Genomic DNA, 24,656 nt, shown 5'->3' on the forward strand with positions numbered 1-24,656 from the left:
TTCAATTTGCTTCGACAGAAAGCTAATTATTTCGGAACCTGTTCCCAAAACGGACCAACGACGCAAAACATGGGGGCCTGAGGTTCAATATTACCGGTGAAATCGCTAATGGGACTCGAAACGGGCAGAGAGGAACGAGTATTGGTTTCGGTGCAAGTTTCGTTTCTTCACCGCTGCACTGAAGGAAGTCCACTTGATTTTGTTCGCAAAAGAGTGAAGACAATTGGAAAGCTGAAGCTGCACTCAAACAATGGATTAATTAAAGCAGAGATGAATCAGATGGGAGGTTTCCGGAGTTTGAACAGGAGCTGCCCCATATTCATCACGTGCCAAACAAAGTTCGGACTCGGAAAAGCGGGCAATCAGGATGCGCTGCTTGCATAGCAAGAGAAAGTCAGGGAGTTTTGCCGCCTTTAAAAAACGGCAGGTTTCTTCAATGGAAGAAAAGTACAGCGAACGTGGAATCACGGAGTAAATAGGTTAAAGTTAAATATGATCGTTGCAACGGTAAACAGCCCATTTGCCTGATGGTGCTGAATCTGCTGGCAACGAAACAAATCTATGGCGCCGCTGAAAGGTGGAGAATAGCATGTTTATGTGATTTCTTTGAAAAACAAAGACGCCCCTGTAAAGACAGAGGCCGCACCAAACGGATCTGTTTATCGGTTAAGGAACAGCCAAGTCGTTGCTATTTTTCGCCTTTTTAAACCTTATTGCCCAAAGGGCTTCTGCCCGATGCAGGAGGTATTTTAATCGATAGCGGAAGCGGTGAAGATTCATCTGAAAGAGCTTTTGCGTTCATAGAAACGGATTTGGTTAATAAGTTAAACCCTGTCAACGACAGTCCGTATTTCCACAGGCAACGCTATCTCCGATAAGACTTACAAACACGATCGACAACATGACTGATCTTGGCTATATCCGAATCGGCATCTAACCACTGGTGACCGGAAATGTCTTGGCTTCAGCTGCATGGACCGAATAGTTGTCATCATTCCAGTCATGGCTATTCGTTTCCGGAGTGCACGTAAAATTGGTACAATTTTCCGGTAGGCTTTGTCTGGGAATGGTAGTTGATTTAGAAACGCCAAAAACCTTACGAATGCCAACAAAAATAAAGGTGCTCCTTGTTGAAGACAATGCAGACGAACGTTTGTTCATGAAGGAAGGATTTGTTCAAAGTGGTCTCTATGAGGTCATCGGTGAAGCTGAAAACGGGAACGATCTGCTGGAACTCCTCAATTCATCCAACACTTATCTACCCGATGTCATCCTCTCTGATTTGAATATGCCTGGCAGAAATGGTTATGAAGTAATCCTGGATATAAAGACCAACCGTGCGTTCGCTCAGATTCCGGTCATCATCCTTACCACAGCTCCTTTAAAACCCTATGCGAAACGCTGCAAAGAACTGGGCGCTTGCGCCTATTACACAAAGCCCGATACGTTTCTGGAATACAAAGAATTTGCGGAAAAAATTTATGAAGATGTGAACGCTTGCATCAGTAAAACAAACCTTGAATATAGCAGTGTAAAGCAAGCAAGGGAAAACTTTGTTCAAAATCTTGGATTGCTGACGAGGCTGATTTTTCGCTCCCTTCAAGGTGATACCAGGTGGCAAATAACAGATTATTTGGCTCGGCAGGCAAACTGATTTTTGCTAAAGTGCTGTAGGTATTCAAATAAAAAGCTGGTAAAAAAGTTACAAACTCCGATAAACAGTTTTACCAACAATTCAATGATTACACCCTGTAAACATTGAATTATGCCGGTATTCTCCCGTACATTTTGTCGAAATCAGTATCACCATCCTTCCTTTCGTTTAACTTTTTGTCTTGTATAGCATCCTTGTTAGGTAGAGAAAGTGCTATGCCAAAATCAATTATCGCTATCGTTATTCCCTCTAAGGAAACCGAACGCCTTTTTCCTGCCCTCCAGCATGGAGACAAAGGAAAAGGCGCCAAACCGTTCCTCATTTACTTCACCGCCAGCAAGTTTGATCAGGCGAATCATCCGCTGTGATTCACCGTGCTCACCAAAGGGCAAAACCATCATGCCGCCTGTCTTTAACTGCCGAACCAATACTTGTGAAATCTGGGGTGCGGCTGCGGTCAGGACAATTTTGTCAAAGGGTGCATAGCGGGGCAAACCCTCATAGCCATCGCCATAAAAGAACTGGAGAATGGGATAACGTTGCAAATACTCAAAATGCTGGCAGCGGTCAAAGAGCTTCTTTTGGCGTTCGATGGTAAATACATCCGCGCCCATCTCTGCCAGCAGGGCTGCCTGATAGGCACTTCCCGTACCAATCTCCAACACTTTGTCAAGCGGCTGCACTTGCTAGAGCGCTGTTTGGTCGGCGACCCTGTAAGGTTGCTAGATGGTTTGACCGTGGCCGATGGGAAATGCCTTGTCCATATAGGCCATGTCATCCTGCTGGCTGTGCATAAAGAAGTGATGGGGGACCATTGGCAACGGCGCCCAACACATTTGCATCATCGATGCGCTTTGCCCGGATTTCGTCCACCAGCCGTAGTCTGCGCTCCAGATGTTGTGGTGTGTCAATTGTCGGTCGCATAAGGGTTCATTTAAAAAATCAAGATGCGTTTCAAAAAGTAAAGATGGCCCTCCAAACCGGAAAGGCCATCTTCATTTCCCGTCACCGGCAGCAGCCGGCGCAGGTTGTACAGGTCCATTCTCCATCTCACCGAGGTGAGGCACCTGTAAAAAAACTCTATTCACATTTGTCTCTTTTGTAAGTCACAGACTTTGTGCCAGAATGAATTTATTTTCTGCTTTTTCCACCCATGAGCAAAAGCACAATGCCCCCGGCAATGACAAGCCCACCCACTACCGGCGGCCAGGTGACTGTCTTGGTTTCTTTGGTAGAGATGTCAATCGTGCCGGTATCCAGCACCTTTTTCTTTTGCTGAAAGCTGAACCCGCCGGTAACAATCATGGCAAAGCCGAAAAGTAGTAAGGCAATTCCAATAATGGTGTTTCCTCTCATGGTTATGCTTATTGTTCTTTACCCGCCTGGTAGTTGATGCCGCTCTCTGCAATCTGCGTAAGCAGGAAGTCGGCTCCTTTTTCTTCTTCCAGGGTTTGCCCCAACAATTCCTTGGCTTCCATGAGCCCCAGTGTTTTGGCCAGTTGCGCCAGGCCACCATAGGTGGCTATTTCATAATGCTCCGCTTTTTGGGCAGCGAAGATGATGCCCACATCCCGTTGTGCACTGCCGTCATCTGTTTCATCAATGATGTCTTCGCTCTCATCTAAAATGCCGGCCATGGCAGGACATTTCTTGCCATCAGCTTCTTCGCCAAGCAGGGCAAACACCTGCCCCAGGCGCTCAACGTGGGTTCTTGTCTGCCCCATGTGATTACCCAACGCATCTTTTAACTGTTTTGTGGTAGCGGCTGCCTGAAGCTTTGGCAACTTCTTGACCAGCTTTTTCTCCACCCAATAGATGTCCCGCAATTGCTCCAGGAAGAATTCCTTTAGTTTGGAGTCCTGAAGGGTTGTTGAAAACTGTGTTTCCATAAGATTTTTTCAAAGAGGCCGAAAGAATGGTGCCAGACAGTTTCTAACAGCCGCAGCAGAAGGTCTTTGAAGGCTTGGTTTTTGGTTCGTTGGATGTAAACAACAGAGATGAAATACCTCATCGTGATGTTTCTTTTATTTTTTGCCGCTTGCAACTATAGAAGCAACACTCTACCATAGAAGCCAATGTTATCATCACTGTTTTTAAACAAACCCAACATCCGAAATGGTATAGTTTTTCGGCCGTTCCGTCAACCCTTTCTCTTCTGAGATGGCAGACATCACTAGACGTCACAGTGGCGGGATTTTTTCAACCTGGATTTCTTCAGAAACCACGGTGAGAAACTCCCAATTACCAGCGGTAAACAACTGTGAAGACAAGAAATGCTACATTGTTGATGTGGTGGCCCTTGGTTTCAAGAATGATGATTTCCAGATCAATATGGATGACGACCTTCTGACCATCAGTGCCGAAACCAAACAGGAAAGGTGAAAATGAAAAATACTACAGTCCGCGAGAATACAGCAATAGTTCCTTTACCCGCTCCTTCCAGCTACCCGAGAATGCGCAGGCGGAATCCATCAACACAAAGTTCGGGGATGGCGTGTTGAAAATCACCATTCCGGAAACAGAGCAGAAGCTAAAAAGCTGTCAGGCAGATCAACATTGAGTAAAAACCCTATTCATGACCCATTAAAAACAGGCTCAATGGAAAAAGGACCCCTATCAAAATTGCAACGAACATTTTGCTTTTCATTGTTGGTACCATTCTCGTGTTTGTGCGTTGGTTTTGGTGGTCCTGCCGGCCTCCGTCCTGTTTGAAGCCACTGGTTATGCGCTGATGGGCTAGATAGTGGGCAGCCATGTCTATCATCATGCCTGGCAGTGAGGTGTTATTAGCGGTACCTTCCATACCGGGGATTATCTATTTTTTTTATTGCGGCAACAGAGTCATCAACCGGCTCAGCTCCGGGATAAAAATGCCGTTTCACTTTTGGCCATGCCACAGGGCGCAGCATTGGGTACTTGGCGGAAGACAAGAAAAGCGCACGATATGACTAAGAGCAGCCAAGCCTTTCTTGCATGTGCAAACATAAAAGCTGGTATTGTTATACCAGCTTTTGGCGACAATACATGAGAAGAGAAATAGACATGAAAATGTAGATCTTTTTCCTGCAACGCTTCCTTCAAGTCCCAACAGAGACGGCGAAATCGGTTAATTATCAGGCACCTACGTGGAGTCACGAAACAAAAACCGGGGGATTTTTGGCGATTTCTACTGCGACGCGTACCTGCTAAAAACCAGTCTTTTTGCGTGGTAATTTTCGCTGCAACCGATTCTTTTTCTTTAAAAAACCGCCGCCAGTTTTAAAAATTCCGGACGGGTGTCCGCCACGTTACTTCTGTTTTCCAAAAAAGATGTGCTGGCAATACAGCCCTTTGAATCTGGAACCCGGACCAGTTTTTCTTCCCACCGATCTTTGCGGACCAAAGGCTTTTATCAGCATCATCAGGAAGAAGAGGATAGACGATTCCGGCGTCAAATCCAGCAAGGCCTGCTGGAGGAGGGTCGTATCCAAATTCAGTTTGGCCAATTGTGGGAACCATGAGGAAGTATAAGTAGCCTGTATCCCACAGAGGATAACAAGCGAAGCATCGAACAGGGTGCCGTTTACACGGCTGGCAACCCTACAAAAAGAGCGGACCGTTTCTTTACCATGATACTTACCACCTTCTCAATTGTGGAGCAAGAGTATTTGCTACCCACCAGGCAAAAGCACCTGGCCCAGTCTTCGCACAGCCTGGGATCCCCGGTTCAAATCCCAATAGGATCACAGTCTACGTTTCAAAAACAGTCAAGCCATTGCAACGCTGCAGAAAACATGCAGCGAAACTAAAGAGCAGTCCTGTTGCCAGCATCGGAAAACCGCGACAATTTGTGCAAAAAATCCAGAATTTAAGGCAAACGTTTGCGCAGCAATCTTTCTTTCGGCCGTTGTATGTTTACACCAATCGGGCAGTTTTTTCCGTGCCGTCCATTTGAAAAGACGGGGACCGGCCTGTTGACGAACAAACGACTTTCCATGCAAACCAAACTTATTATCGCGGCCTATGGCCTTCACGCAGCTAACTGCACTGCCGTCCCTTTTGGAACAGGACTGATCAATCGCACCTGGAAGGTCTCCTGCAAACGCTCAGGCACAGACTTTATTCTACAACGACTGAATACCGCAGTCTTTAAAGATCCTTATGCCATCGGAAGGAATATCAGCGACATTGCCGGTTACCTCGATCTTCATTCTCCAGGCTACCGGTTCATTGCGCCTCTAAAGACAATCGAAGGTGATGAATTGTACCGGGGCACGGGACAAGACGAGGTTTACCGGATGTTTCCCTTTTTAGCTGACTCCCTCTCCTTTGATGTGGTCCATAACCCGCAACAGGCCTATGAAGCTGCCCGCCAGTTTGCTTTGTTCACAAAACTGCTGGCCGGTTTTAGCGCCCGATCGCTACGTATAACCCTTCCGGACTTTCACAATCTCTCGCTGCGGTTTGCACAATTCCAGCAGGCACTGACCAACGGAGATCCGGCACGCGGGGAAAAAGCGGCAGACCTGATCGAATTTTTACAGCAACAGGAGGCCATCGTTGCTACTTACGAGGCTATCAAAGGCAACCCTGAATTTAAGATCCGCGTGACCCACCACGATACCAAAATCAGCAATGTGCTTTTTGATTCGGAAGACAAAGGCCTTTGTGTCATTGACCTCGATACAGTGATGCCGGGTTATTTCATCAGTGATGTGGGCGACATGCTTCGCACATACCTGTCTGCCGCAAATGAAGAAGAATGGGACGTCGAAAAAATCACCGTCCGCGATGAGTTTTTTGAAGCGATCGTCAAAGGCTATTTAAGCGAGTTGAACGAGGAATTGAGTGAAACGGAAAAAAAACATTTTGTGTATGCCGGCAAATTCATGATCTACATGCAGGCCCTTCGCTTTTTGACCGATTATTTAAACAACGATGTTTACTACGGTGCAAAATATGAAGGCCATAACCTGATCCGGGCACAAAATCAGGCCATTCTGCTGGAAAGACTCCTGGAAAAAGAAGAATGGCTCAACCGGATTGTCGCATCCTGCCAAACAACGGTCAGCCAGTAACCCAAAACGTTACCTGAACACAACAATGCGGTTGGATTGGCCCGTGAACCTGATTTCATCCGTGGCAGCGATGCGTGTCTTTCCGTTTAACAGATATTTTTTGCCGGCAAGGCCTTTCACCCGGAGCGTATAAAACCAGCCTGCTTTACTTGTTGACAACCGGTATTCGAGAGACCTGTCTTTTTTCATTACGCCAAACGTAATGGCTATGTTACCAACAGGAAGGTTGGTGATCTGAATTTTGTTCCAGTCCGCCGGCAGGTTGGGTGCGAAGGTGATAGTGCGATTAACCGCATCCGGATTGATTCCAAAAATCATGGTGACCAGCGGCGACGCCAGCCCATAGATCGTCCAGGCCTGCACCGGGCAGCCGTAATCAGGCATCATTTCCGAAATGGAGCCGGGTAATACCCGGCCGAAGGTTTGCACGATCCGATCAACATACCAAAGGCCCTGGTCAATGCGGCCGTACTGGCATTCAGCCATGGCCTGCACGCCGGTTGCAATCGTCATCATGCTTTGCTTTTCCACGGCCGACAGGTAAGGACCGTATTCACCGCAATGTTCCCTGTGCACTTTGTCTAGCAGACGAATGGCCTGGTCCGGAGGTGCAATCCCCGTTTCCATCGGCGTGCTGATTACCCAGTTCTTGTTGGTAAACCAGCCTTTCATGGTGCCTTCAGGAAGCGTTGTGAACTTCGCCAAAAGGGTTTTGTAGAATTGTTGCCGTTCCGCTGTCGCAGGATTGAGTTGGCCTGAAGCGGTAGCAGCCTGTAACTGTTCGACGGCCCCTTTTGCCGTTTGCATGGCTTGTTCGCGGCTACCATAAAAATCGCAGTAACTGCCCTGCTCTTTGTCCCAGAACAGGGTGTTGATGCGGTCCTTGAGAAGCGCTGCTTTTTGTGTATAGTCCTTTTGCACAGCGGATTCCTTGAACAAGGTGGCCATTTGCGACGCGGCTTCCAGTGCCTGCTGGGTGTACACGGCCACGTCTATCAGCTCCGCGTTCAGGCCTTTAACTTCCATGATCCCATAGCCTTCCGGAAACAGGTTGCCGTTCTGGTCCTTCTCGGTCAGCAACCAGGCAATGCCTTTTTTAACGGCAGGATACATTTCTTCCAAAAACTCCCTGTCGCCTGTCCATTGAAAGACCTTCCAGACAGCGATGGGAAACTGGGCCGTTTCCTGCGAGTTGCCCTTGTTGCCTACAAAGCCGTTGGTCGACATTTCATGAATGATACGCCCATTGCCATTGACTTTTTCAGAGACATTTTTGATGGCACGGAGCGTTGATTTGGCCAGACTGAAATCTCCTGTTTCCACCACACCCTGCAGCGCATAAAAATTATCGCAGCCGAAAAGCCAGGGATATTCTACGGCACCAGCGCCCAGGAAACGGCCGGTAGAGGGCAGGTCGCAAACCAGCCATTCCGTGTTCAGCTTTCCCCAGGTATAGGCCAGTTGCAGTTTTTTATCCGGGATATCAATCATCGACCGGTTAAGGATGGAAACATAATGGGCCTTTTTCTCTTCCAGTAACTGTAACCCGTTTTTCAATAGCTCCTTACAGGCAGCCACAGCGTCTTTCCTGTTTTGATTGGAGCCTGCAAGAACAAAACTTACGGTCCTGGTTTCGCCGGCTTTTAAGGAAAGACGGTACGTGGTGGCGGCAGCCTTTCCCTGCCCCCTGGTTTGTATCGGCGTTTTGACTCCTTCGGCGTGAGCGATGGCCGGTAATGAAGAACCCCATGCTGCAAACCAGGGATGCTGTTGGTCGTTGGCCGTAAACATCCGGCTGGCTTCGTCCCACTGCAGGGTGTCAGGCGCATCCAGGATGTTGTTTTCTTTGGAGAACCATACCGGGCTCAGATCGGTCTTCACCACAAAATCCAAATGCAGGTGACGTTCCCGGTTACTGGCATTGCGAAGCGTGTAGCGAACGATGAGGCCCTGCTTTCCCTGTGGGCAATATTGCAGCCGTTCGATGTCGATACCGTTCAACACAGGGGCATAAAGAAAGCGGTTGCCGTACGGATAGTTGATAAAGTCTTTGGCTTGCAGCAGCCAGCTTTCCTTTTTGTCGGCGGCATCGGTCAGCTTCAACCAAAAGCCATCCACCAGTTTGATGGGGTGCAGCCACAAGCCTCCCATCTCCCCCTTCACATGCGAGCCCAGGTCGGGGAAATTGCCATCCTGCGTCCCAATCAGGTAAGTGCGGTCACCCGGCGTCAAGTAGGGTTTGTCGGGATGAAGGCCGTGGGAAGAAAGGCCTTGCATGGCCGGTGTAGCAGCCCACTGGTTTTGTTGCGCCAGGCATTGTCCGGCAGAAAAAACGGATAGGGAGAGCGCCGTAAAAACCATTGAAGCCTTTTGCATTTTCAATAACATGCCAATCAGTTTTGTGCTGTGTTTCGCAAGAAACAGCCGTGGAAGTTGTTTGTTGGTGGACTCGTCTTTTGCTTGAAACAAACTGTCGTTTCAAGGACCCAACAAAATCATTGGATTGAAACGACAGGATTTTTTTCTTGCCTGGGGCAAAACAGTATTTGCCGAAAACCTTATTCGTATTCGCGATAGGCACCGAAGCGGGCCAGCCGATCTTCGCCCAGTTGCGGCGGAATGGGAAGTTCCGGCAGGTGCAGCTTTTCACAGATCTGCATCCATAATCCGGTACGGGTATAGGTCTGGTGCACTTTCTGGAACGGTGTTGCCAGCAACAGGTCTTTGGCCTCTTTCGCCTGTCCCTTATCGATCAAGAGTTGCACTTTGCGTTCAATTACCCATTCGTCTTTCAGGGCATCCACCTTTGACAGCCAGGCCTCTCTCTCCGGGATTGTCTGCAGACCAAGATTGCGCAACACCTTATCCCGCTCTACCACCACCTGCGGGTGCAGTTGCAGCCAGGTTTCCGTGATAGCGTCAAAAGCTTTCTTCGCACCCTTCATGTCGCCTTTTGCTTTTAGCAAACGAGCCAGCAGCGGCTTGGCAATGGCAGCGCCGGAAGCGGATAGTTGTTTGATCGCTTCTTCGCTTATGTCGGTGCCCGCCAGCCAGGTGCCGTAATAAAATCGCCACAGTGACTGCTCTTCGCCTTTGGTTTGGCTGATCGCCCATTGAAAAGGCGCATCGAGGTTTTCCATACCGGAAGGCGCCCAAAGATTCAGTTCTTCGGAAGGTGGTTTTGGCAGCTGCCTGCTTTTCGTTTGATAGGCTTTTTGCAGCTGCTTCCAAACCGACACCTCGCCTTCTCTTGCCCATTGAAACAGGGGAATCTCCCCGACCGGGCGAAGCGAATTTGCCGGCACTTTCAAGGTGTAGATGTCAAGCTCCCTATCGGAAGGAATCCAGTATTCAACATGCCAGCGGGTTTCATGGGGATGCAGTTCCAGTTTGATGGACTGGTCGCCAATAGGCCCGCCCTGCACTTCCAGGTAGGTCTGATGCTTTGCAGTGCTGAGTGTAGACCAACTGCTGTCTTCTCCCCTTCCGTAGCTCCACAGCTTGATACCTGAGGCGATCTTTTCATCGGCAATGTGGTACAAACCGGTACCGAGCGACGGCGTGTAGGCACCAAAGGCATTGGCATCTTTTGTTTTCCAGAAATAACCGGTCATTTCTTTGATATCCTGCTCGGTCCTGGGTCCCTGCGTGGCCCAGTCGATCGTGTCTACTTTGGAAGCATGCGACAAGACCTTGCCCTTTGGAAAATCAAATTTCGTATCGGCCGCAGCAGGCAGCGCCGCATTCGACCACGACATCCAGGGATAGGCCTTTGTGCCCGGGTTGAAAAACTTCACCCGTTCCGTAACAAAATTGTCCTTTGCACCCAGCGAATATTCCACCGACCACTGCATGCCAAACCGTAGCTCGCGTTCACCGCAGGTGATATAGGTACGGTCTTTGGTCCGGTCGATTTTATACAGCACCTTTTCGTTCTGGCTGGGCGAATGCGAGATGGGAAAACTCACTTCGATGCCCCCGGCCACAAAATAAAAACGCGGCAGGATGCGGGTGTAGCGGATCACATCCGGTACGTAAAGCACTTCCTTCCCGGATGGCTTGTGCACCATCGAAACGATCTTTCCGCCCATGTCCGGGCAGATGGTAACTTTGACGAACCCATTTTCCAACACCACAAACCTGTATTTCTTGCCGACAGGCCGGTTGGAGGTTTCGGCGTAGCTGTTATAGGGATAGACACCGTTGGGGTCCAGCGCCGTGGGCACCGGGCCAAACGGAGTTAAGACGTGGGTGAGCAGGTCTGCATCGAATTCCTTACACACCACGATGTCGGCAAACGGATTTGCCAGGCAGCGAGTGGTAAACAAGACGGAGATGAAAAAAAAGCAGATGCCGGATTGGATACGCATGTTTTATAAAATAGAGTTCAGTTTTTGTGTGAGTTGTTCTACCAGCAGCTTCCCTTTGTCCACATCGCCAATAATTTTTTTGGTATCGAAGGCTTTTTCAACAAGGAAGGTTTTCAGGTGCTGGTCCAGTTGCGCTACCAACTCTTTCACTGTTTTATCCGACGACCGCGAAGCTTTCTCCCGCAGGATGCGGATCTTTTCAAAATCAGAAATCCCTTCCCGCAGTTTTTCAAAACGAACGCAACTGTTGCCGCCGGGATAAACCACGAAACAGTCGCCGGCAGGCCACATCGTGTGGCGGGCATCCCGCTTCGGATCGGCCGGCCAGGCATCGTAGGCCCAGCGCAAAAATCCATCGTAGCCATGCGCGGCGGAATACCAGCTAAGCCAGCGGCCTTCGATCGGCGGTGAGAAAACAAAATTATTGGGAACCGGCGGGTTGCAGCAAACATAATAGGTCGTCGTTTGCCCTCTTGCCGAACGTTGTTTGACGATATCCACGCTTGATTCATTGCCATAGAGGAAACAATAATCATCGAGCAGGGTATCGAGCTCCTTGTGCCAGTTGCCGGCGTATGTGATCTTCCATTTGGGCGAGTGCTGTTTAACCACCTTAATGGCTGCCAGCGTTTGCTCCATCGGGTTTTCGTTGATGCCGATATAGGTTTTTTCAAACCAGCCTTTTTTCTCCAGGTGTTTTTTCAGATCGGTCAGGAACACATTCCAGAACGCTTTGAATTCTTTTGAATCCGGCGCCCAGGACACATACACGTAGTTGCCGGTCTTTTCGTCCATGTACCGGAAGCGAAAACCCCAGGGCACCGGCGTGTACACGGTAATAGCCTTGTCGATGCCCACGCTCATGGCCAGTTGTACATAGTCGTCAAAGATGGAATAGTCGAACTTCCAGCCGCCTTCTTTGCGTTTGATCCATTCGATCATGCCGCCTTCGATCATGTAGGAGTTGTCGGACCAGGGGGAATGCACGGCATAAGTGGTAATATATTTTCCACCGGCATCGGCGTACAGTTTCAAGTGTTTTTTCAACAGCGCCTTGTGCTCTTCCGACCAGGGCTTCAGGTTGTTTTGCCAGGCCACGGCCCAGGGATTTTGCCAGAGGTCGAGGCGGTGTTTCCACTCGGTTGGTTTGGGAAGCACCTGGTTCTGCACCTGCAATTTGACTGCAAGGCTGGACGTATAGTTTTCCGATTTCACCTCAATAGTACCGCTGTAAATACCGGCTTCGGTGCCTGCCGGAATGTCGACAGAAACCCAAACCGGCCGCACGGTTCTTCCCGGCAGATCGAAACGTTCAAAAGCTTCGAAGCGGTCGGGCATGAGGTAAACATTTGGAAAAGGACTGGCACCACAGGTGGCATCTTTGGTGCCATACGGATAGTTGCCCACCACGTACCGAACCAGGTTGACCTGGAAATTATTTTTCGCAATGGTTTTGCCTTGCGCATTTTTCAGATCAGTCAACAGCACCCGTACCTGGTTCAGGGTATCCGGCGACCAGACCAGGAGCTGCGTGTTCAGTCGCTCGCCCTTCCAGCCGGTTTCCTGCCACTGCAGCGATTCTTTTTCCAGTCCCGGCACTTCACTCCGAAAATAGGATTCGTCGGTAGAGGCGAAAGACACGTGCAGGCCCTTTTTCTGTGCCGCCCAGGCCCCGGGGTTCACCGTCGTATCGAAGGTGTATTCATCCTGGAAGTGGCCGGCAGGTTGCGGCACATTCGAATAGCTGATCTGTCCAGGGTACACCTGAGAAGAGGCATAGTCGGCGATCAACGTAGAGAGGCAAAAAAGCAAAAAAACTTTTTTCATCGTTTTTTGGTTAAACAACAGGACAAGGGTCGGTGTGATCCTTGTCCCGTCTTGTTTTTTATTCTTACAAATCAATTCAACTTACCAGCCGGCATTTTGGGCCAATGTTCCTTTCGATAACTGAACCTGTTGCAACGGAAGCGGATCGAGGTAATGCTTGGGCATAAACTTCCGGGTACTGGCTTGTTCAGCCACGATAAAGCCATCGGCATCAACCTGGATGTCGACACCCGGTTGCAAATTAGGATATCTTGTCTGGTATTCGGTCCCCACAAACTTTACGCCTTTGATGGCTTGCGGCATGGTGACTTCGGCCGTCTTCCACCGGCGAAGATCATCCCTCCTGAATCCCTCAAACGCCAGTTCAACGGTGCGCTCCCTCCTGATCTCTGCGAGCATGTCCAACCCGTTTGTGGTCACAAAGGCATTGGTCAGCGGGGGCATACCGGCTCTTGCACGAGTGACGTTGATGGTCCGGTTCAGGTCCGCATCAGAAATGGAACCTTGCTTTTCGTACAACGCCTCTGCCAGGACCAGCAGGACTTCCGCATAGCGAAACTCTTTAAAATCATAAGCGCCTTTGAACTGTGTAGCATCCAGCGTCTCGTCCAGGAACTTCCGGAGCATGTAGCCCGTACGGGTGGCATTGCTTCCATTGAAACCAGGATAGGTCACCTGCTGCAGGCCGCCTTCAAAAAAGATGGTCGTGCCCGGCACAACAAAGGTCATCGTCATCCGCGGATCGCGGTTTTGAAACTCGCTGGTCAGCGTGGCGTAACCCTGGAACTGGGAAGACTTGGCAATGGGCAGACCGTCCTTTGCCAGGTACATGTCGGCCAGCATTTTTGTGGGCACCATGTAGTTGAACCAAAGTTCCCTTGTCCAGTTGTGCGTGATGCGGTTGGCATAATACCGTTTGGCGAGGATGACTTCCTTGCTGTCATCGCCTTCCTGGATGAAAAGATATTTATAGCTATCGGCACCTTTATCGGTGTACAGGGCATATTCTTTCGATGCGATCAGTTTTTCCGAAGCATCGATGGCCGCCGTGATGTATTTTGAGGCATCACCTTCGTTGTGGTATTTTGCCCAGGTACCCTGGTACAAAGCCGCTCTTGCCTTCAGGGCAAGCGCGGCACCCTGGGTCACCCGGCCGATGTCGTCTCCGCTCAATTGGCTTTGTGTCGGCAACTTGGCGATGGCATTATTCAGGTCGGCTAAAATAAAATCAACGATTTCCGCCTGCGATGATTTGGGTGTGTACAATTCCGAAGCCGTCACGTCCAGCACTTTGTCGATCTTGGGAACACCGCCAAAGGATTTTGCAAGGTTCCAGTAATTGTAGGCCCGGAAAAACAAGGCTTCTCCTACCCAACGGTCAACGTCGGCAGGAGCCAATTTGGCTTCCTGCGCTTTCTGCAGCAGGTAATTGGCGGCCCGGATGTATTTGTACGATTGGTCCCACAGGGGCGAATTCGCCTGCGGCAGGTACGAGCCGTTGCTCTTGCTGCGGTTATCCACTCCCGTGACCGCGTCGGTACCCGAACCAAAGGCGATATCGGAATTGTTTTCCGTGTAATTTCCGGCATTTTGCAGGCCGTTATAAAAATCGTTTGCAAACAACTTGAAGTCATTCGACGTTTTCCAGAATGAAGCATCAGAGATTTGATCCAGCGGATTCAAATCCAGGTCTTTCTTACACCCGACTGTGGCTGCAAGCAAAAGGAGAAAACAAATATTTCTAACACGTATCATGATCATTTTTTTAGAAGGTGAGGTCTAGACCAAAAGAATAATAGCGTTGAAAGGGATAGTTGCCACCCCAGTCAGCCGATTCCGGATCCCATCCGCCTTTTACGTGAGACGATTCCCAGATATCCTGTCCGCTGACATAAATCCTTGCCCGTGAAATCGAAATACTGCGCAGCAGATTCTCGGGTAGCGAGTACCCGATTTGAAGATTTTTCAGGCGGATGTAAGCGGCATTGATTTGCTGCAGGGTTGAAGCCTGGTAGTTCCAATAACGGATGTCACCATGCGACAGACGCGGGTATTCGGCATTCGGACGGTCTTCATTCCATGTTTTACCATAGTAGAAAGCCGGTGGCTGTCTCCACCAATCGCTCCAGGGCATGGAATAATCTCCGGTTCTGAAGAGGGTGCGCTGCCCTACGCCCTGCAGGAAAACGGCCAGGTCGAGACCACCGTATTTAGCGCTCAGATTGATTCCGTAGTTGTAACGCGGAGACGTCGTGCCAACATATTTCACGTCGCCATCGCTGCCCGGTTTGTCGCTGTACAGGCTGATTTTACCGTCGTTGTTCAGGTCCTTGAAACGGGCATCGCCAATACCGATATCGGAAGGAACGCCACCCAGTTTTTTGTACGCATCCAATTCCGCCTGGTTTCTGATCAGCCCATCAAACACATAAGCGAAGTAGCTGTTGATGGGATAGCCTTCGCGGTAACCATTCAGTCCAAGCGTATATGTATTGGAACCACCGAGATTGACCAGTTTGTTCTGCGCATCGCTCACCAATACCCTGGCGGAATATTGAAACTTGCCGATCTTGTCGCTCCAGCCGAGCGAAGTTTCAAAACCCCAGGTTTTCAGCTCGCCGGCATTGGAAGTTGGCGCCGTAGCACCCAGGAACGTCGGATAAGCGACGCTAATAAGCATATCCTTGTTCCGTTTGGTAAACCAGTCGAATGACAAACTCAGTTTGCGGGAAAGCAGTGAGGCATCCAGACCGACGTTCTTGTTGATCAGTGTTTCCCAAGTACGCTTGTAAGCCACCATGCCATTAAGGGATGCAGCCGGATCCTGCCGGCCGGCACCAAACGGATAAGCGCCGCCCAGCGAGATCTTCTGGATAAAGTCGTAAAGACCGATTCCTTCCTGGTTGCCCGTGGTTCCGTAGGAAGCCCGCAGTTTCAGGTCATTGACAAGGCTGATATTTTTAAAGAACGATTCTTTGGAAATGCGCCACCCGGCAGAAATGCCCGGGAACAGGCCCCAGCGTTTGTCGGCCAGTTGAAACCGTGAGCTGCCGTCGTAACGCAGGTTGCCTTCCAGCATGTATTTATCATCAAACACATAACCAACCCGGGAAAAATAAGAGCCGATCGCCCAATGATCCGCACCGCCTTTGGCGTACATATCGCCGATGCCCAGGTTCAAGTCCCACACGTTATCGCTCACAATGTTGTACCGGCCGGCCACTTCTGTTTTTGTTTCGTTTTTTTCATACGAGCCGCCCACCATTACATCCAGGTCGTGGCGGCCGCCCAACTTCTTGTTGTATTGCAGGTAGCTGGTGTAGTTGTGATAATTGATCTGAGCGTTTTGCTCTTCGACCCAGCTTCTGCCGGGGCTGGCAATGCTGTAATAAGCCAGATTGCCGTCCCATTTGTAAAGCGGAACAGGCTTGCCCATATCGGTACTGTTCTTCAGGAGATTGTTGATGCCTGCCTGCACGTTCAGTTTCAACCCCTCCACGATGTCGGCAATCAGCTTGAAGTTTGTGTTGATGTTGCGGGTGTTGTAGGTAGATGTCGGAGCTTCTTTGGCAAAGGCTACGGCATTGCTCCATCCGCCTTGCGCAAAAAACTTACCGTCGGAGGTGTACACCGGGTGATTGGGCATACCAAAAATCGCTTCGCCGATAACCCAGTTTCCAACGCCACCGATATCGTTGCGAACCTGGTTATCCAGCGAAACCTTCGACTCGAGGCGGAGACGGCTGGTCAGGTTATAGTCGTAATTAAGACGGAGGTTGTACAGTTTATTGTTGTCGTTGGCGTATTTGACCACACCATGCTGGTCGCTGTAGCTGCCGGACAGGTAGTAATTTGAATTGGCATTGTTTCCGGAAATGCTGACCGCGTGGCGTTGCTGAAACCCGTTTTCCAACAGTTCTTTTTCCCAATCGGTGTTGGTAAAGAACAGTTTCCATCCACCATAGATGGGATGCTGAATCGGATTGGGATCGTTGTTCAAAATCCTTTGCAGCAGGTCCGCCGTGTACATGGGCGCTGCACCGTTGTGAATATTGGCTTCGTTGTCCATGATGGCCATCTGGTAGTTGGTCGGGCTTTTCATCATTCCGGTCATGTGGGTCACTGCGAAATTGTTGCTGTAGGTGATCTGCGGCTTGCCGCCCTTTCCCTTTTTGGTCGTCACCAGCATGACACCGCCGGCAGCACGGGCACCATAAATGGAAGCCTGCGCATCTTTCAGCACCGAAATCGATTCGATATCGGAAGGGTTCAGGAGATACAGGTTACCCTCGATACCATCGATCAGCACCAGCGGGGACGCCGCGCCGTTTTTTGAAGAGGGGCCACGAACATTCAGGTTGAAATCCTCGGAACCAGGCTGGCCTGAATAGCGTTGAATGGTGGTACCGGCCACTTCGCCCTGCAGTGCGGCAAGCGCATTGGTTACAGGCCGTGACTGGAACACTTCGGAACCCACTGTAGAAACGGCACCCGTGAGGAACTGTTTCTTTTTGGTGCCATAGCCAATCACCACGACGCCTTCCATGGATTTTGGATCAGACACCAGGGTAATGGACAGCGGGGTTGCCGCATTCACAACCACTTCCTGGGAAAGATAACCAGTGGAAGAAACCACAAGCGTGCTGCCGAGGGAAGCGGCCACACTGAAGTTTCCTTTTGCATCCGTGGAAGTGCCGGTTTGCAACCCTTTTACAAGGACGCTGGCGCCTGCAAGCGGCCCTTTTTCATCTTGTACGTTTCCCTTGATTTGTAGCGTCTGGGCATGGAGGCCAGAACAATACAGCAGAAACGCAAGCATTGTCAGCATAGACAGTCTAATTTTCATTGCAAGTCGTTTTTGTTCGAATGTTTGTAATTGTAATTGATAAGTGAAAAATGGATGATGACCGATAACCTCGTTAAGCGTTTATTCAACATTGGCTGTGGCGAAAAACAGGTCGCTGTTTTTGGTTCCAACAGCCAACAGGGAATCGCACCGTCGCCGTGTATTTCGTTTAAAGCTTTTCACGTAGAAAATTGAAAAATGGTTCGACTCCGGAATTCTTCTCCCGGCAGCAGGACAATACTGGGAAAATGCGGATGGTTTGGCGAATCCGGGAAGTGTTGGGTTTCCAAACAAAACCCCGACCGCTCCCTGTATTGCGCGCCATTCTTCCCCGTTACGGGCTCCAGGAAATTGCCGGAATAAAAATGAACGGCCGGCTCCGTTGTAAATACATTCAGTGTGATTCCTGTTTTTGGCCCCACAACCGTTGCCGCCTGTTTCAGCTCACCCGAATATGACTCTTCCAACACCCAACTATGATCATAGCCGCTGCCCAGGCGCAGTTGTTCGTTATCGCCATCGATCGAAAGGCCAATCGGTGTCGCTGTCCTGAAATCAAACGGTGTCTTTTCCACCGGTGCAAGAACGCCTGTCGGTACAAGCAAGGCGTTCACAGGCAGGTAACGTTCGGCATGGATCTGCAGTTTGTGCGCAAGGATTGAACCTTCATCATGCCCGCTCAGGTTGAAATAGGCATGCTGGGTGAGATTGATAAATGTCGGTTTGTCGGTAACCGCCGAATAGTCGACAATCCAATTGTTATCGTCGTCGAACGTATAGTCAACCGTTACCGTCAGTTCACCGGGATAGCCTTCTTCACCATCAGCACTCGTGTACTGCATCTTGATGCTGTTCACACCGACGTCTACAACCCTCCATACTTTTTTATTAAAACCCAACCTGCCGCCATGGTGGTGATAGCCCTCTGCTTTCTGGGTCAGGCGAACGCTTTCGCTGCCGAGGCGAACCGTCTCTCCCACAATACGGCTGGCGCACCGTCCAACCACGGTGCCCAGGTAAAATGCATCGTTACAATAATCATCCAAACGAGAATAGCCCAACAAAACATCGGTTTGTTTTTGTCGCACATCTTTCACGCTGAGTGACTGTACAGCCGCACCGTAATTACTGAAGGTTAGTGTTCCCCCCCTTTTGTTTTGAATGGTAAACAGAACGATTGGCTTACCGTCAATCGTTCCGCAGGGACAGTGTTGGATGGCTGAAAGAGTTGTTTCCCTCATTGGTTTACAATTCGCATAACTGGCAAACGCTTAACAGGTTTGACTTTTTAAAAGTGCTCTATTTTACGAGAAGTAAAAAACGATGTCTAAACGAAGATTTTTGCGCAAACGTTTGCTCAGGCTGAGCAAACGTTTGCGCAAAATTTGTTGCAGGCAGAAAATGTAGATTTCTGGCGTGTTCCCAAAGCGATCGCAAAAAAAATGCACAGCGATTGAACATTTCCATATCCACCGTGTCCCGTGCCTTGGACAATCGTCTGTGATACTTTTATAAAGCAGCCTGGCAAGTTGTTGAGTACCGGGAATTCCTCTCCTCCTATCGAAAACCATAGGCAGAATCGAGCGCTTCAACTTACGATAAGTCATAAGTACTTAAAACGCGCTAACAAAATCATTGAGAAGCAAAAATGCTATTATCTTCGAAGAAGTTCTTAATACGAGCGAAAACTACGCAAAACGTGAGTAGTTCACCCTCATGTCACCTTTTATAAATTTGCAAGTGTAATAAGCTGATAAATAACAACTCACCCGAAATGATTCAAGTCCCTCAGGATCCACGTAAGTAGTTTCAAAATCAGTCAATCCCTTGCAGGGGTCGTTCATGAATGTTTCAATTTTAGAATTAATTCAGCAAGTAGTTCTGTTACTTTATTATTAACGACGATTCCAATTAATAAGGCCAATAGAATACGAGGAATAAGGATCTTTATTCTTTTCTTCCTGAAAAAAAGAACGAAACAATAAAATGTCCAAAGAAAAGCTACGACTTGCACTTGAATCAAAAAAGCATTTGTCAGGAAGTTTATTCTCAACAACAAGCCTACAAAAACAATCTGAAAACATATAAGCATTTCAATAGCAGCTAAAGAATAGAGTATGGTTATAAAGTTTTCGATGTAATTCAGCTTTAGACGGGAAACAATTAGCCACAAAAAAAAAGAAAGAATCGGTAACAGGAGCAAGCCAAAGGCACTGGCATGGTTTACTATAAAGACTTGGTATTCTCCGCCCCTTACCCATAACAAATTCCCGGTCCTCTGGTTTTTATAATGCATCCACTCAGGAATGAGTTGAAAAACCAAGAGATGCATGGCAACCCATATAAGATAAAGGCTTGCAGGCTTGAAATACTTTTTCCTTTTGCCCTCAAGGTATTCTCCAATCACTTTATCGGGCCGGATGAGCAGTTTGTACGATGTAAAAATAAATCCTTTATCGATATGGCTGAAAAAATGAAAAACCTCTAGAATAAGCGACTGCCAGGTCAGTCTTTGTACTTCTTTTTTTTGTCCGCACTTCGGACAATAATTTTCAGTGATGATGCTGCCACAATTCAAACAGGTGGCCATGTAAAAATTTATTAGGAAGTTACAGATTGTTTTGTACAAAAATTTTCCTTATGTAGTCTAACTCCGTATCAAGCAAATTGCCTTTGATTTCCGCTAACCTTTAAACTTGAAGTCGGGTTCAACGTTGTCTAAATTAGATATATTTCATCAACCGATTAAGGCAGGGCGACCTAAGCGCTAACAAGGCAAGAAGGCCTGGTGTCCGATACAGAGCCCGGCGAAGTCAAAGATATCGGAACAGGTATTTCTGCAGTAGCCAGGCAAGAGGTTAAATACATCATCCAGAGTACTCCTCCTACCCTATTCAGCACTATTGGCAGAATCGAGCACTTGGAACTACGATCCATCGAAGGTAGTCTATGCTCTGGCTCGTTTTTAACCCTCAAAGATTTTTGTATAAGAGAGAGCCGCATATTTTTACTGCAGTTCTCAAAACAGGCCAAATTTAGCCAAAGAGTGAGGAGTTCACCAGTTTGTCACCTGCAGAATACATGCATACGTAAACAGCTGATATAAAGCAATTGACCCCAAAAATTCAAGTTCCAGGGGGTACAGCGGACAATTCAACATCCATCCCTTGCACAGTCAGTTGTCATACTCCTGGAGACATCGGCGGCTAACTGTTTAGAAACCGGTTTACAACCATTTTTTCAGAAAAGCCATAATCTCCTGCCGCATCTCCGGTGTTTCCAGATGGCCCACATCATACATGCGCAATTGCCATGCCTCGGGAGCACCTTCCTTTTGATAAACGGCTTTTAGCTCTTTATCAATTTTTTCTAATCCTTTCTGCGGGGTTAGCGGGTCAAACCGACCTGCCAGGCCAAGATGTGGGCGGGGAGCAATAAGGCTGTTTATTTGGGCCGTCGTAAAATGATTGAGTAAATCCGGCACATAATAATAAATACCGTGCAGGTTAAGTCCTTTTTCTTCTATCAATGTCTGGAAGTCAGTTAAGCAGCACAGGTCAACGCACACCTTGATCCGTTCGTCCAGCGCCGCCAGCCACCACGACATAGTACTTCCCATGGACATGCCCATCGTGGCTATTCGCCTGCTGTCCACGTCTTCCCTTGTTTGCAGGTAATCCAGCGCCCTCAGGTTATCGTATACCATCATCCCCCACATCACTTGCCCTTTCCACAGCATTTCTTTGAATAGTTCGTTTTCTGTACGACCGCTCCTCTCCCCAAACCCCCAGCCATCCAAGCATAACCCGGCATAGCCGGCCCTTGCCAGCGCCAGTGCATAAGGTGGGCTTTGCATTTCTTTCCTGCCACGTATGAACTCCTCCTTGCCTACCTCATACTGCCCGAAATGGGAATGATTGAATAACACGACAGGCACTTTCCCTTTGGCCTCTTTCGGTTTTGTAAAATAAGCAGGCACCAGTTCCAAACCATTGATATCGAGTAGCAGCTTTTCTACAATGAATTCATCTCGCTCTTCCCGTGAAACCACTTTCACAGAAATGGGCCTGCCCAGATCAGGCAACTTGCCCAACAACTGGTACAGCTCTTTGCGTTGCTTTTCCTTGCGGATAGGAACACCTTTGCTATTTGTACGCAAGCCCATGGAACTCTCGTTAGTGACAGTGGTTTGAATATACCCAATTGATCTATGGCAGCCATACATCAATGGCAAAAGCAGAAAAGAAAGGCTTATCAATTTGTAATCTCTATTCATTTATCAGTTAACAAATACAGGTAAGCTAGTTTTCGCTTCCTTGATGCGCCCTGTTTGTAGCCGGAAGTCCTAGTCCTCTCATCTTTTATCCTGCTTCACTAAATATACTCAACTGCGGTGTCTTTTGCCGGAAGACCCGATGGTTGAGTAGCACGTGCTTCTCATGCCAAAGGTCTACAGCGTGCATTTTCTTAGCAAGCAATTCTTACCAAGCAACAAGAATCTGATTGCTTGAATTCAAGCCTTAGTGCGAATGCTTTTGAAGACCCAACGGAAAAGCAACGTCTTTACGACAATGCCCAAGGTAAATGATCGCCAGTTGCGCAGCCGCTTAGCTAACCGAGGCGATGCTTCCCTTGAAATACCCGACAGACTCCGCCAGGCCCGGCAACGGATCGGTCATGTCTTTTTCATACTCAACGCTGCAAATGCCTTTATAATTGATTTTGTACAGCGCTTTTCCCAATGCTTCAAAATCAATGACGCCGCGCCCTATCTCAATGGCTTTTGCTTCTTTAAAAGCTCCTGTCACATCCTTGATATGCAAATCAAAAAGCCGGTCTTTATAGGCGTGAATCGCTTTTCCCACATCCGCCCCGGCTCTTACCGCATGGCCTACGTCCATGCAAAGTCCCATGCGGGCATCCCTGTTTTTGATGCGCTCATAGACGCTCTGCGGGCTGGGATACAAAGCATCTTCCGGGCCGTGGTTGTGAATGGCCAGTCGGATATTCAGTGCTTTTACTTTTTGTTCTGCGTAATCCAGCAACTCGTAGGTGGGCACACCAACGATCATGTCCACACCAACTTTTCTGGCGTAGTCAAACGCTTCGTCCACGGCTTGTTTTGTTTTCATGTAGATCACGCCAACGGCATAGATGTTAATGTTGCTTTGCTTACACTGGTTGACGACTGATTGGATCTTTTCATCACTGCTGTTTAATGGCAGATGCTTGTCTTTTAAAGAAAGGTGAGTCAGATTTAACCGCTTCATCATCGCGAGGGCCTGGTCCAACTCAAACTTGACAAAGGTATAGCCGGCAATGCCCACGGGTAAACGGGCCTCTTTCTTCGAATCGTTGCTTTTAGGAAAAGAGGCTGTGCTGATGAAAGGCACAGCAACAGAACCGGCTACACTCAGTGCGGTTTTTTGAATAAAGTTTCTTCTGGATGACATGGTCGTAATTTGCTTTGTGAGATAATCAACTGCTTCTTTCGCCTGGAAAACTGCTCATGCTTTTCACACTTATTGTGCATGCAGTCCATTTCCTGCCTGTGCTACCTGGAGTGCTTTTGTTGCCGTATAATATTTTGCCAGCATGCCCGGCACCTCCCACGAAGGCAACTTTTTTTGCTTCAGGTATTGAAGGTAGCGTTCCATGACCTGCGCAAAATGGGCTTCATGCCCTACTTTGTACGTTTGTGGGATGTTGACTTTCCACCCCCCTTGAGCTTCTTCTACAGCAATGCCCGGATAGGTCTTCGCCAGTTTGCTGATGGCTCTTTGCAAGCCCTCAGCATAGCCCTTTGTTCGCGCCACCGGCAGGATATAAAGGGTTGGCTGGTAATTTTCCTCGGCGCCCTGGCGTATTTCCAGGGCCGCTTTTGTTCCTTTTAAAAGCGAGTGGTGTGTATCGCCGCTGCCATCCGGCGCTTTGTACTCCCATCGTGCCGTGACCCTGGCGAATGTTCCTTTGAGGATATAATTCACTTCCCCATTGGCATGAGTCTGCAGCAGGGTATCACTTTTCACGTATTGCTTTAGAAAGCTCGGAAAGGCATCTTTTTTTGTGATGTTTTTAAACTGGGAGAGCGTCAACGGAGTCGGCCAGGACCTTGCCGAAAGAATGGAAATGTCTTTTTTATAATCGATAGCCGCCTGCGGAAAACACTCCCACTGTACCAGATCAATCAGGTGCGTACCAACATCGGCAAGGGCGTCGCCCTGTTGTGCCGGATCGAAAAACCAATCCGGACGTGTGAGTGCCTGCCCTGAAACGTATTTATAAAAAAAGTGAACGCTTTCCATCTGCACGGCCGGGTCTTCTACACTTCCCTTCTTCAGCCGGCCAAACACTTCGGGAAGTTGTGCCAACTCCTTTTGCAGGATATTGGTAATCTCCAAACGTTCCGTCATGATATCGTACAACAGCACGTTGTTTCTCGCAGCCGCGGCAAAGGCTTTTTCCAACAAGCGGAAACCTTCCATGTTAATTGCCATGGGCTTGTCACCCAGTACGTTTAACCCGGCATCAACCGCTTGTTTGATGTATTCCGTTTTCAGGCGGTTGTTGCCTGCCATCACCACCACATTGCCCTTTTTCTCAGCAATCATTTTGTTCAGGTAATCACGGCCTTCATACACCTGCTCTGTCCAGTGTGTCGGATTTTCAGCCCTCCCGTTGTATTGCTTTACCAGGTTTAAATGCGCCTGCAGTTCCGGACCGCCGGGTGCATAAACATGCACCACGGGATCAATCACGGGATACATTGATTTTTGAACCAATGCCGCGTGAAAATGGCCCGGGTCCAACGTGATCAACCGGACCGTGGCTGCACGTTCTTTACCGCTTCCCTTTGCCATGTCCATGGATTGGCAACGCCCCTTTTGAACCAGCAATAATTG

General features: G+C 48.8%; 19 protein-coding genes. 4 read left to right on the plus strand and 15 right to left on the minus strand.

Going from position 1 to position 24,656, the window contains the following annotated elements; all coding sequences use genetic code 11:
- Window positions 1–255 precede the first annotated feature (255 nt).
- Window positions 256–468: a hypothetical protein gene (locus tag D6024_RS26915; RefSeq protein ID WP_162944983.1), complete on the minus strand. Its 213-nt coding sequence runs from the start codon at window positions 466–468 to the stop codon at window positions 256–258.
- Window positions 469–1,102: 634 nt separating this feature from the next.
- Between D6024_RS26915 and D6024_RS23585 the strand changes: the two genes are divergently transcribed.
- Window positions 1,103–1,654 (plus strand): response regulator, encoded by a 552-nt coding sequence (locus D6024_RS23585; protein WP_121357273.1) that lies wholly within the window; start codon window positions 1,103–1,105, stop codon window positions 1,652–1,654.
- Window positions 1,655–1,878: 224 nt separating this feature from the next.
- Here D6024_RS23585 and D6024_RS23590 read toward each other — a convergent pair whose 3' ends face one another.
- From D6024_RS23590 to D6024_RS23600, 4 genes are all read right to left on the minus strand, one after another.
- A complete protein-coding gene (locus D6024_RS23590; RefSeq protein WP_240410135.1) occupies window positions 1,879–2,337 on the minus strand; it encodes a protein-L-isoaspartate O-methyltransferase family protein in 459 nt (152 codons plus the stop codon).
- A gap of 91 nt (window positions 2,338–2,428) precedes the next feature.
- Entirely contained in the window at window positions 2,429–2,578 is a 150-nt protein-coding gene (locus D6024_RS27360) for a hypothetical protein (protein WP_240410136.1), read from the minus strand.
- 207 nt (window positions 2,579–2,785) lie between these two features.
- Complete coding sequence (locus D6024_RS23595) at window positions 2,786–3,010, minus strand: YidH family protein (RefSeq protein WP_121357274.1); 225 nt, start codon at window positions 3,008–3,010, stop codon at window positions 2,786–2,788.
- Between the two features lie 8 nt (window positions 3,011–3,018).
- Window positions 3,019–3,543, minus strand: a complete 525-nt coding sequence (locus D6024_RS23600) for a YciE/YciF ferroxidase family protein (protein WP_121357275.1) — start codon at window positions 3,541–3,543, stop codon at window positions 3,019–3,021.
- Window positions 3,544–3,814: 271 nt separating this feature from the next.
- Between D6024_RS23600 and D6024_RS23605 the strand changes: the two genes are divergently transcribed.
- From D6024_RS23605 to D6024_RS23630, 3 genes are all read left to right on the plus strand, one after another.
- Window positions 3,815–4,036 carry an Hsp20/alpha crystallin family protein gene (locus tag D6024_RS23605; protein WP_121357276.1) on the plus strand — a complete coding sequence of 74 codons (222 nt, stop codon included), beginning with the start codon at window positions 3,815–3,817 and terminating at the stop codon, window positions 4,034–4,036.
- Window positions 4,011–4,214 carry an Hsp20/alpha crystallin family protein gene (locus tag D6024_RS27650; protein WP_121357277.1) on the plus strand — a complete coding sequence of 68 codons (204 nt, stop codon included), beginning with the start codon at window positions 4,011–4,013 and terminating at the stop codon, window positions 4,212–4,214. Before D6024_RS23605 ends, D6024_RS27650 begins: the two co-directional genes overlap by 26 nt.
- A gap of 1,414 nt (window positions 4,215–5,628) precedes the next feature.
- Window positions 5,629–6,711 carry a phosphotransferase enzyme family protein gene (locus D6024_RS23630; RefSeq protein WP_121357281.1) on the plus strand — a complete coding sequence of 361 codons (1,083 nt, stop codon included), beginning with the start codon at window positions 5,629–5,631 and terminating at the stop codon, window positions 6,709–6,711.
- Window positions 6,712–6,720: 9 nt separating this feature from the next.
- Here the strand turns inward: D6024_RS23630 and D6024_RS23635 are convergent, their stop codons facing one another.
- From D6024_RS23635 to D6024_RS23680, 10 genes are all read right to left on the minus strand, one after another.
- On the minus strand, window positions 6,721–9,099 hold the full coding sequence (locus D6024_RS23635; protein ID WP_162944984.1) for an alpha-L-rhamnosidase-related protein: 2,379 nt from the start codon (window positions 9,097–9,099) through the stop codon (window positions 6,721–6,723).
- Between the two features lie 170 nt (window positions 9,100–9,269).
- Window positions 9,270–11,081, minus strand: a complete 1,812-nt coding sequence (locus D6024_RS23640) for a DUF5107 domain-containing protein (protein WP_121357283.1) — start codon at window positions 11,079–11,081, stop codon at window positions 9,270–9,272.
- Between the two features lie 3 nt (window positions 11,082–11,084).
- Window positions 11,085–12,908 carry a DUF4091 domain-containing protein gene (locus D6024_RS23645; RefSeq protein WP_121357311.1) on the minus strand — a complete coding sequence of 608 codons (1,824 nt, stop codon included), beginning with the start codon at window positions 12,906–12,908 and terminating at the stop codon, window positions 11,085–11,087.
- Between the two features lie 81 nt (window positions 12,909–12,989).
- The gene (locus D6024_RS23650) at window positions 12,990–14,663 is read right to left on the minus strand and encodes a RagB/SusD family nutrient uptake outer membrane protein (RefSeq protein ID WP_121357312.1); all 1,674 of its coding nucleotides are present in this window, start codon (window positions 14,661–14,663) and stop codon (window positions 12,990–12,992) included.
- A 10-nt stretch (window positions 14,664–14,673) separates the two neighbouring features.
- On the minus strand, window positions 14,674–17,754 hold the full coding sequence (locus D6024_RS23655; RefSeq protein ID WP_121357284.1) for a SusC/RagA family TonB-linked outer membrane protein: 3,081 nt from the start codon (window positions 17,752–17,754) through the stop codon (window positions 14,674–14,676).
- A 179-nt stretch (window positions 17,755–17,933) separates the two neighbouring features.
- Complete coding sequence (locus D6024_RS23660; protein ID WP_121357285.1) at window positions 17,934–18,995, minus strand: aldose epimerase family protein; 1,062 nt, start codon at window positions 18,993–18,995, stop codon at window positions 17,934–17,936.
- A gap of 599 nt (window positions 18,996–19,594) precedes the next feature.
- Window positions 19,595–20,344 (minus strand): DUF3667 domain-containing protein, encoded by a 750-nt coding sequence (locus tag D6024_RS23665; protein ID WP_121357286.1) that lies wholly within the window; start codon window positions 20,342–20,344, stop codon window positions 19,595–19,597.
- Window positions 20,345–20,980: 636 nt separating this feature from the next.
- Window positions 20,981–21,919, minus strand: a complete 939-nt coding sequence (locus tag D6024_RS23670; RefSeq protein ID WP_240410137.1) for a dienelactone hydrolase family protein — start codon at window positions 21,917–21,919, stop codon at window positions 20,981–20,983.
- 442 nt (window positions 21,920–22,361) lie between these two features.
- The gene (locus D6024_RS23675; protein WP_121357287.1) at window positions 22,362–23,207 is read right to left on the minus strand and encodes a sugar phosphate isomerase/epimerase family protein; all 846 of its coding nucleotides are present in this window, start codon (window positions 23,205–23,207) and stop codon (window positions 22,362–22,364) included.
- A gap of 69 nt (window positions 23,208–23,276) precedes the next feature.
- The gene (locus tag D6024_RS23680; RefSeq protein ID WP_240410138.1) at window positions 23,277–24,614 is read right to left on the minus strand and encodes a putative oxidoreductase C-terminal domain-containing protein; all 1,338 of its coding nucleotides are present in this window, start codon (window positions 24,612–24,614) and stop codon (window positions 23,277–23,279) included.
- Between the last annotated feature and the right edge of the window lie 42 nt (window positions 24,615–24,656).

The sequence above is a fragment of the Flavisolibacter nicotianae genome (genome assembly GCF_003628535.1).
In the GTDB taxonomy this organism is placed as follows: Bacteria; Bacteroidota; Bacteroidia; order Chitinophagales; family Chitinophagaceae; genus Flavisolibacter; species Flavisolibacter nicotianae.